This is a genomic window from Microvirga arabica, assembly GCF_016811235.1.
GTDB classification, from domain to species: domain Bacteria; phylum Pseudomonadota; class Alphaproteobacteria; order Rhizobiales; family Beijerinckiaceae; genus Microvirga; species Microvirga arabica.
The window spans coordinates 1-8,489 of the sequence record NZ_JAFBID010000134.1; the positions used below are offsets into that span (position 1 = coordinate 1).

General features: G+C 60.9%; 6 protein-coding genes. All 6 read right to left on the bottom strand.

The window, feature by feature from the left end; all coding sequences use genetic code 11:
- Nucleotides 1-145: 145 nt before the first annotated feature.
- The 6 genes from JQC81_RS31210 to xylB all read right to left on the bottom strand — a co-directional run bounded on the left by JQC81_RS31210 (nt 146) and on the right by xylB (nt 7,903).
- Complete coding sequence (locus JQC81_RS31210; protein WP_203275660.1) at nt 146-1,756, bottom strand: ribulokinase; 1,611 nt, start codon at nt 1,754-1,756, stop codon at nt 146-148.
- Between the two features lie 45 nt (nt 1,757-1,801).
- Nucleotides 1,802-2,497 (bottom strand): L-ribulose-5-phosphate 4-epimerase, encoded by a 696-nt coding sequence (locus JQC81_RS31215; protein WP_281400473.1) that lies wholly within the window; start codon nt 2,495-2,497, stop codon nt 1,802-1,804.
- A gap of 79 nt (nt 2,498-2,576) precedes the next feature.
- Nucleotides 2,577-3,512, bottom strand: a complete 936-nt coding sequence (locus JQC81_RS31220) for an ABC transporter substrate-binding protein (protein WP_203275661.1) — start codon at nt 3,510-3,512, stop codon at nt 2,577-2,579.
- A 99-nt stretch (nt 3,513-3,611) separates the two neighbouring features.
- A complete protein-coding gene (locus JQC81_RS31225) occupies nt 3,612-4,643 on the bottom strand; it encodes an ABC transporter permease subunit (RefSeq protein ID WP_210347332.1) in 1,032 nt (343 codons plus the stop codon).
- A complete protein-coding gene (locus JQC81_RS31230; RefSeq protein ID WP_203275662.1) occupies nt 4,640-6,169 on the bottom strand; it encodes a sugar ABC transporter ATP-binding protein in 1,530 nt (509 codons plus the stop codon). The genes JQC81_RS31225 and JQC81_RS31230 overlap by 4 nt, the downstream gene beginning before the upstream one ends.
- Nucleotides 6,170-6,433: 264 nt before the next feature.
- Nucleotides 6,434-7,903, bottom strand: a complete 1,470-nt coding sequence (xylB, locus tag JQC81_RS31235; protein WP_203275663.1) for a xylulokinase — start codon at nt 7,901-7,903, stop codon at nt 6,434-6,436.
- Nucleotides 7,904-8,489 lie beyond the last annotated feature (586 nt).

An 8,489-nucleotide genomic window follows, 5' to 3' on the forward strand; every position in this document is an offset into this window, starting at 1 on the left:
AACGTTGAACGGCGAGCCGCCGGCCACCGCCTCTGCTGGAAAGCCTGTGGTCGTGGCGGTGCCGATGAACAGATCAATCAGGGCCTCGCCCGTAACCAAGATCATAGAATGGCTCCTAACCGGATCATAACGACATCTAAGCGGTTCAAATCGGCACGCGCTCGGCAACGTCCGACGGAGCGGGTTCTGACGACAGAGCCGCGATCCGCTTGAGGTCGCGCAACACATGGTCAAGCGCCACTGGTCCAGAGACGCCGCCGAAGCCGAAATAGAGTGCTTTGAATTGTTGGAAGAGCTGCTCGTAGACCGCGTGCGCGGCCGGATCTGGCTCGAAGATGCGGAAAGGCAGGCAAATGACAGCCTGAGCACTATCGAGATCCGGGTGCGATCCAGCCGCAAGGCTCGCAAAGATGCTGGAGCCAAGGCCGGTCGGAATGCCATTGGGCACGAGCACGGGGCGGCCGAGCACATTAGCGTAGACTTGGTTCAACACCGCATTGTGCTGCGGGATGCCGCCGGCATTGATCACGCGCTCCACCGGCACCCCGCCCTCGGCCATGCGTTCCAGGATGATCCGAGTGTGGAAGGCGGTGCCCTCGATGGCGGCAAACAGCTCGTCTTGCGCCGTGTGCAGCAGGTTCCACCCCAGCGTGACGCCGCCGAGGTCCGCCTTCACCAGAACTGTTCGGTCGCCATTGTCCCAGGTCAGCCGCAGGAGGCCTGTCTGGCCGGGGCGATACTGCTCCAGACCTTTCGAGAGCTCCCTGACGTTGGTGTTGGCGCGGCGTGCAATCGCCTCGAAAATGTCACCCGTTGCGGAGAGGCCGGCCTCGATGCCGACGAGTTCCGGATCGACGCTGCCTGGCACGACGCCGCACACGCCCTCGATAAGGTTGGTGTCATGCGCCATGGCGATGATGCAGGTGGAGGTGCCGACCACATTCACCACGTCCCCAACCCGGCAACCGGCCCCGATGGCATCCCAATGGGCGTCAAACGCTCCGACCGGGATCGGAATGCCAGGCTGCAGGCCGAGCCGCTCTGCCCAATAGGACGTAAGGTGGCCTGCAATCACGTCGGAGGTTGCGTATTCGCCGGTGAACTTATCGCGAATACCCTCAAAGAGAGGATCGACCTTGGAGAAAAACTCCTGCGGAGGCAGGCCGCCCCAGCGCGGATTCCACATCCATTTGTGACCCATGGCGCAGATGCTGCGTTTCAAAAGGCGTGGATCGGTGACGCCCGTCAGCGTCGCCGCCATCATATCGCAGTGTTCCAGGGCTGTAACGAGTAGGTCGCGCTTCTCGGGGTTGTGGCGCAGCCAGTGCAGCAGCTTGGAAAAGCCCCATTCATGAGAATAGACACCGCCGCACCATTGAATCGCTTCGAGCCCTTCCTGATGGGCAAGGCGGGTTATCTCCTCGGCCTCGGATTTGGCGCGGTGGTCGCACCACAGATAGTACTCATCGAGCGGCTCAAGGCCTTCACCCACCATCACGACGCTGGAGCCGGTAGTGTCGATCGCGAGCGCCGCCACGTCATCGCCTTTCACGCCGGCTGATTCCAGGGCGCCGCGCATGGCGCGGGACAGAGCATCCATGTGATGGGCATGGGTTTGGGTCGCGTAGTCCGGGTTCTCGCGTTTGCGGTGAAGCGGATACTCCGCCGTGGCAAGCCCAAGCGGACCCTTGTGGTCATCGACGAGGGTGACCCGTACGCTCAGAGTGCCAAAATCGACACCTGCTACAACGGCCATGGATTTCTCCAAAACAAGGATATCTGTAACTCAATGGGCAGCGTGCTACTTCTCCGCTTGGCCATAGGTGGCGCTCGCGCCATGCTTGCGGAAATAGTGCCGGTCCAGGAGGGCTTGCGACACACCTTGCGCGTCGGGCCGCAGCGAGAATGTGTACATGGCCATGCGGGCCACAGCCTCCAGCACGACGGCATTGTGCACAGCGTCATCCGGCGTCCTGCCCCAGGCGAAGGGGCCATGGCCGGCAACCAGGGCGGCAGGAACTTCCATGGGATCGCGGTTGCCGAAGGCTTCGGTGATGGCAACGCCCGTCGCACGAACATAATTGTTCTTGATCTCATCCGGCGTCAGATCCCGAGTGATGGGAACCGGGCCGTAGAAATAATCGGCATGGGTGGTGCCGAGGGGCGGGATCGGGCGACAGGCTTGCGCCCAAGCGGTGGCGTGCTCGGAATGCGTATGCACCACGCCGCCGATCTCCGAAAAGGATTTATAAAGGTGAAGATGCGTGTCGAGATCGGATGAGGGGCGCAGTTCGCCCCAGACGATCTTGCCGTCAAGGTCAGTAATCACAAGATCGTCGGCCTTCATGCGGTCATAGGGAACGCCGCTTGGCTTGATAGCGACGAGGTTGTCCTCCCGGCTGATGCCACTGACATTGCCGAAGGTGTAAAGCACGAGGCCGCGGCGCACCACTTCGAGATTGGCCTCCAGAACCTGTTCGCGCAGCTGCTTCAGCATCGGGACACCTCCTGATGGCCCATGAATGGATAGCAGCGGCCACAGCTCGCACCATGGCCGCTGCAGGTCGGAGCAGGGATCAGCGGACAGCCTGCCAGCCCTTGTAATCCTTGATGTTGTCAGCGGTGATCAGTTTGGGCTCGAGAAGGATTACGTTCTTCTCGGGCTTCTTGCCGTTCACGATGCCAACAGCGAGCTCATAGGATTGAGCCGCCATGATGTAAGGATCCTGAGAGGCGGAGGCCTTGATCAGGGAGGTGCCCGACTTCAGCTCGGTCTCGATGTCGGGAGCGCCGTCGACGCCAGTGATGATGAACTCGTTGCGGTTGAGCTGCTTCGCAGCCAGGCTGACGCCGATGGCAGTCGGATCGTTGATCGCGAAGACCGCATCGATCTTCGGGAAACGGGTCAGCAGACTCTGGCCCACGGCGAACCCGCCCTCACGGGAGCCCTTGGCATCTTGATTGTCTGAGAGAACCTTGATGTCCGGGTACTTGGAGAACACGTTCTTGCAGCCCGTGACACGGTCCACAATGGATGAGACTTGGGGGCCGTTGATGATGAGGACGTCGCCCTTGCCTTTGAGGTGATCGGCTATGTACTGGCAGGAGAGCTCGCCTGCCTTCACGTTATCAGTCATCACAGTCACGTCCGCGCCGGCCGCTGCAACGTCGAAGGCGGCAACCACCATGCCAGCGGCTTGGGCGCGCTTCACGGAGGGCTCAATGGCCTTCGGGTCGACCGCATTAATCATGACGATGTCCGTGCCGGCCGCCGAGAAGTTGTCCATCTGGGTGAACTGCTTGTTCAGATCGTAATCCGCCGACACGGATGTGATCTTCGCGGCTGGCGTGATCTCCTTCGCCTTGGCCTCGATGCCCTTGATGGTCGCGACGAAGAACGGGTTGCCGAGCAGTCCGACCGAGATGCCGACGTTCTTCACGTCCTTGGCATAGGCCGGAGCCGCAAGACCGGCGAGAACGGCAAGGCTGAGAGAGAAACGGGAAAGTGCCATAGATTCCTCCAGGTGCTTATGCTTCGCGACACCCAATGCTTGTGCATTCTTCCGGGAAGTCGCTTATACGAGCGCCGGTCAGGGCGCTTGTATCTCGTGTCAGGTGCGCGCCGATCCCTTGAGGCGGTAGCGGTCGAGCGCCACAGCCCCGATGATCACGAGCCCCTTGATGATGAACTGCCAGATGTCAGAGACGCCCACGAGGATGAGGCCATTCGACAGGATGGCAATGATGAGAGCGCCTATTAGCGTGCCCCAGATCGAGCCGATGCCGCCGACGAAGCTGGTGCCGCCCAGAATGACTGCAGCGATGGCATCCAGCTCATAGGACTGACCGAGCTGCAAGCCGTTCGCGGCGAACAGGCGAGCCGCCGACATGACGCCACCAAGGCCGGCTGCGAGGCCGGAGAAGGCATAGACGAAAAGCAGAACCGCCCAAACCTTGATGCCGGTGAGCCGTGCCGCGTCCGGATTACCGCCGACCGCATAGATGTGCACGCCAAGGACGGTTCGCCTAAGGATAAACCACGAGATGATCACCACCGCGAAGGCAATCCACACCAGCCAGGGTAAGCCGAACAGAGTGCCGTTGCCGATAAAGGCAAAGGGGAGTTGCGGGTTAAACTGGGTCGTATCACCGCCGAGAAGACGCGCAACGCCGCGCACAGCAGTGAGCGATCCGAGGGTGACGATGAAGGGCGGCAGCTTCGCAAAGGCGATCAGCGCGCCGTTCAGGAGCCCAAACCCGAGGCCTGCCAGTAGAGCTGCCGGAATACCGAGCATACCCCATTCAGGGATGAGCGATCCCAGGATTGCCACCATGGCAGCTGCTGCCAGGATCGATCCGACCGAAAGGTCAATGCCACCCGTGAGGATAACGAAAGTCATGCCTGCGGCGAGCACCGTGTTGATCGAAGCCTGCTGCATCACGATTGACAGATTCTGGAAGCTCATAAACCGACCGGACATCAGCTCGAAAACGACGCCGAGGATGATGAGCACCGGCAGCATGCCGATGGCCTGCAAGGTTGAGCGCCAGGCGAGGCGGCGCTGCTTGCTTTGAGATGCCGCATCGAGGCCTGCGGCTCCGGTCGCTTGGATAGATGCGCTGGTGTCATTCGGGGATGTCATTCGGCCGCTTCCCTTACGCCTGTCGCAATGCTGATGATGTTTTCCTGTGTCACGGGTAGGTGCCCTGCACCGCCTACTTCGCCCTCGATTCTGCCTTCGCGCATCACCAGCACGCGGTCGCAGATTCCCACGATCTCCGGCAGCTCGCTGGAGATCACGATGATACCGACACTCCGCTTCGCTAACTCATCGATGAGGCGATAGATCTCGGATTTCGCCCCGATGTCGACGCCACGGGTCGGCTCGTCGAGGATCAGGACCTTCGGCTTCGTCTCAAGAAGCCGCGACAGAAGGACCTTTTGCTGGTTGCCGCCTGAGAGGCTGCCCACAAGCACGCCGTCCCCAGCTACCCGGATGGCGAGTGCCTTGATGGCAGCTGCCGCTCGTTCCTTGGCGGACCTTAGGTTGAGCACGCCTCCCACGCGTGCATCCCGCCCGAGCACGCTCACATTCACGTTCTCGCGCACGGTGAGATCGAGGAAGAGGCCGAGGTGTTTACGGTCCTCCGTCAGATAAACGACGCCGGAGTTGATCGCGTCCTCGGGGCGGTGGATCGCAAGGTGCTTTCCCTGAAGAAAGACCTCGCCGCTTGTTCGCGGGTCGGCCCCGTAAATAAGGCGCGCTAGTTCGGTTCGACCCGCACCGACGAGGCCTGCGATACCGAGCACCTCTCCCTCATGCAGGTCGAACGAGCAGTCGTGCACACGAACGCCGTCACCCATGTTTCGGACCGCGAACATGACCGGTCCGCGGCTCTGATGGGCATCATGCTCCTTCTTATAGAATGATGAGAGATCCCGGCCCACCATCATCTGGACGAGACGCTCGGCAGAGATTTCGTCGCCTACGAGAGTGCCGACATAGGAGCCGTCGCGGAGCACCGACACGCGATCAGCGAGCTCATAGATCTCGGCCATGCGATGGCTGATATAGATAATGGCGAGACCTTCCGCTTTCAGCTGACGCACCAGCGCGAACATCGCCTCTGTTTCACGGGAAGAGAGGGAGGTCGTGGGCTCGTCCATGACCAGAATGCGGGAATTTGCAATTAGGGCGCGGGCGATCTCCACGAGTTGCCGCTCGGCCATCGAGAGTTCGCTGACCTTCGTCGTTGCCCTGAAATGCACGCCGAGGCGTCCTAGAACGTCCTGACAGGCCTTCTCCATGGAGCGGCGGTCGACCATCGGGCCGGATTTGTGCTCGCGCCCGAGCAGCATGTTCTCCGCCACCGTCAGGTTGGGGGCGAGAGAAAGCTCCTGGTAGATGATGGAGATACCGTGTTGCCGCGCCGCGAGAGGTCCATCGATGGTGACGTGCTGGCCGTTGATGCGAATCTCTCCACCTGGATCCGCCTGGTAGGCACCGGACAGAATCTTCATCAGTGTGGACTTGCCAGCGCCGTTCTCCCCCATCAGCGCATGAATTTCGCCAGGATAGACGGTGAGCGTGACATTCGTGAGCGCTTTGACCCCAGGAAAGGTCTTGGAGATGTCCTTCATCTCAAGGATCGGGGTGGATCCTGTCATGGGCGCTCCCCTAAAGGTGCTTCATCGAAGCGGCAGTAGTCTGTTCGCATTCAGCCAATCTGTGATGTTGGTCGAGCGGCTGGATGAGCAGGTGTTATGACTGCCGTAAATGCTTCATGCCAATCGGTTTTCAATCCCTCGCTTTCTCCCTCGGACAGAAGTCCACAAATTTTCTTGAGCAGTTGAGCATCGACGCTCAGGTACAGCTCTTTCTGCACTAACAGTTGCTCTCATCAAAGATGAAATAATATTGCGCTTTTCGTTTCAGGAGCGTGCGAATTCTGGTTTCAGAGCACGATAGAGGCTGCGGAACAACTCGATGCGCGGGCTATATAGTTCTGCCAGCTGCGGGTCAGGCTCGACAGCCTCGAGAACGCTCGGGGCCGTGCAAACGTCCTCCTGTGCCTCTCCGGTGGTGGCCAGACGTGCCAGACGCGCTGCGCCGAAGGCTGGTCCCTTGTCGCTGCCCTGATAGCGCGTGATGGGAATGTTCAACACGCTGGCGAAGATCCTCGTCCAGAATCGGCTCTTCGAACCTCCTCCGATGATGCCGGCCTGAGGCAGGGGCGTGCCGGCCTGCTCGAGCGCCCGCTTCGCATCGGCGAAGCTGTAGGCGACACCTTCGAGAACGGCCTGCGCCAAGTCGGTCTGCTGCGTGTTCGGAGAAAGACCGAAGAACACGCCACGCGCATGGGGATCGTTGTGCGGCGTCCGCTCGCCGGCGAGATAGGGCAGGAAGAGAACATCGGACGGCTTGCGATAAACGGCTTCCGTCTCTCTCAAGAGCTCGCCGATATCCCGCTTCAGGAGATTGGCCGCCCAGGCAAGGCAGCTTGCGCCGTTCAGCATGGCGGCCATCTGAAACCAGCGGCTGGGCACCGCATGGCAGAAGGAATGCACCAGGGCCTCAGGGGCCGGGCTGAAATCCCGCGTGGTCACGAAGAGCTGTCCCGAGGTACCGAGCGAGATGAAGGCTGCGCCGTCGTCGATGGCGCCCAGGCCGACGGCGCCTGTTGCCGCATCGCCTCCACCGCCGGCGACCACAACATCGCTACGCATGCCCCATTGCTGGACTATCTCCGGACGCAGGGTGCCGGAGGCTTGCGAACCTTCAACGAGGCTTGCCATATGGTCGCGAGTCAGGCCTGTCGCAGCCAAGGCCGCATCGGACCAGTCGCGCCTAGCTTCATCCAGCCACCATGTGCCAGCTGCGTCCGACATGTCCGTGACGATGGCGCCGGTGAGCTGGAGGCGGATGTAATCCTTCGGCAGAAGAACCTTGCGGACGGCGCGGAACGTCTCGGGCTCGTGCCGTGCAAGCCAGGCCAGCTTTGGTGCCGTAAAGCCCGGCATCGGAATGACGCCCATTGCTCGTGAGAGTTCGGGATGCTGGGCGCCGAGTTCCTGCGCCTCGCGGAAGGAGCGACCGTCGTTCCACAGAATTGCAGGGCGCAGCGGCCGGTTGCTATCATCGAGCAGCACCGCCCCATGCATCTGCCCTGACAGGCCAATGCCGCGCACATCTGCGAAGGCTGCCCCTGTTGTCACGCGGAGTTGATCGAGAGCGGCCTGCACGGCCTTCCACCAAGCTTCTGGGTCTTGCTCCGACCAGAGGTCCTGCGGGCGGGAGACCTGCAAGGGCACATCCGCTTCCGCGACCACGGCCTGCCACTCGTCCACAAGGATGACTTTCGCCGCTGAAGTGCCGACATCGATCCCAAGATAGTGAGCCACGCTTCGTGCTCCTTGAAGGTTAGTGCTGACCCTAGTTTGGATGCTGTTGAGACCACCATATAGCTCAGTCCACCGCTTGGGGATACGAGTGATAGAAGCCAAGGGTCCGGCTCGAAGAGGTAGCTCACGTGCTTGCTACGTACTTTGTTACTGTCTCAGTGGGAACATATCTTGTGCTGACCCCTCTGATCTCGGCATCCCGGACAAGTGCCAGAGAGATAGTCAGGAGTTGAGCGCTATCGAGTGGCGGGGCCTGCCACAGAGTGCCGCTAGTCCCTTCAAGGCGCACATACCCCAAACGTGGGGTCAACGTCTGTTAAGGGTCTTGGTCGTGTTAAAACGCATTGACGGAAGGAGCCTGCGGCCTGCATCTCGCCAAAGCTCGTCACCATCAGCGGTGACCGCAACTTCGCTGACAGGCGCCGGAACGGCACACCAATCGTCTGAGAAGCGGGTGCCCAGTGCCTGTTGGGCTTGAGGACGCGTGCACAGCTCTGCCCCTATGCCCTGGGTTGTGTCGCAAGCCTGGAGAGGGGACAAGAAAGGGACAACCACTCGCTAGCGCGTTCAGGCCGCGAGTAGCTCG

Coding starts and splice junctions, on each gene's coding strand:
- JQC81_RS31210 (WP_203275660.1), bottom strand. CDS start 1,756: ATGGCCGTTGTAGCAGGTGTCGATTTTGGCACTCTGAGCGTACGGGTC.
- JQC81_RS31215 (WP_281400473.1), bottom strand. CDS start 2,497: ATGCTGAAGCAGCTGCGCGAACAGGTTCTGGAGGCCAATCTCGAAGTG.
- JQC81_RS31220 (WP_203275661.1), bottom strand. CDS start 3,512: ATGGCACTTTCCCGTTTCTCTCTCAGCCTTGCCGTTCTCGCCGGTCTT.
- JQC81_RS31225 (WP_210347332.1), bottom strand. CDS start 4,643: ATGACATCCCCGAATGACACCAGCGCATCTATCCAAGCGACCGGAGCC.
- JQC81_RS31230 (WP_203275662.1), bottom strand. CDS start 6,169: ATGACAGGATCCACCCCGATCCTTGAGATGAAGGACATCTCCAAGACC.